Genomic DNA, 642 nt, shown 5'->3' with positions numbered 1-642 from the left:
CACCTCGCGCACCGCTACTCCGGCCGCGGCGAGCCCACCGACGACCTCGTCCAGACCGCCACCGTCGGCCTGATCAAAGCCGTCGACAAGTTCGACCCCGAACGCGGCGTCGACTTCGCCGGCTACGCCATCCCCACCATCATCGGCGAGATCAAGCGCCACTTCCGCGACCGCACCTGGTCCGTGCGCGTCCCGCGCCGCCTGCAGGAACTGCGCCTGGCCATCACCGAGGCCAACGCCACCCTCACCCACACCCTCGGCCGCTCCCCCCAGGTCGCCGACATCGCCGTGCACCTCGGCGTCACCGAGGAAGACGTCCTGGAAGGCCTCGAAGGCGCCCGCGCCTACAACGCCACCAGCCTGTCCACCCCGATCAGCGCCGACGGCACCACCGAGCTCGGCGACACCCTCGGCGGCGAGGACCACGAATACGAACTCGCCGAGACCCGCGTCGCCCTCGGCCCCGCCCTGGCCAGCCTCGACGAACGCGAGCAGAAGATCCTCACCCTGCGCTTCTACGGCAACCTGACCCAGTCGCAGATCGCCGAGCAGATCGGCATCTCCCAGATGCACGTCAGCCGCCTGCTCACCAAGGCCCTGACCAAGCTGCGCACCCAGCTCGCCGCCGAGACCCTCTGACCC

At 70.2% G+C, this 642-nt stretch carries 1 protein-coding gene; it reads left to right on the top strand.

Annotated features, from left to right (window positions below; genetic code table 11):
* Positions 1-639 (top strand): RNA polymerase sigma factor SigF (locus tag IT780_RS41440; protein WP_199517388.1); only part of this gene is annotated, 639 nt, incomplete at its 5' end.
* Positions 640-642: the final 3 nt, after the last annotated feature.

It is taken from the genome of Nucisporomicrobium flavum, from assembly GCF_016464385.1.
GTDB lineage: Bacteria > Actinomycetota > Actinomycetes > Mycobacteriales > Micromonosporaceae > Actinoplanes > Actinoplanes flavus_A.
Note: the sequence above shows the minus strand (reverse complement) of the source record. Positions and strands in the feature narration are given on the sequence as shown.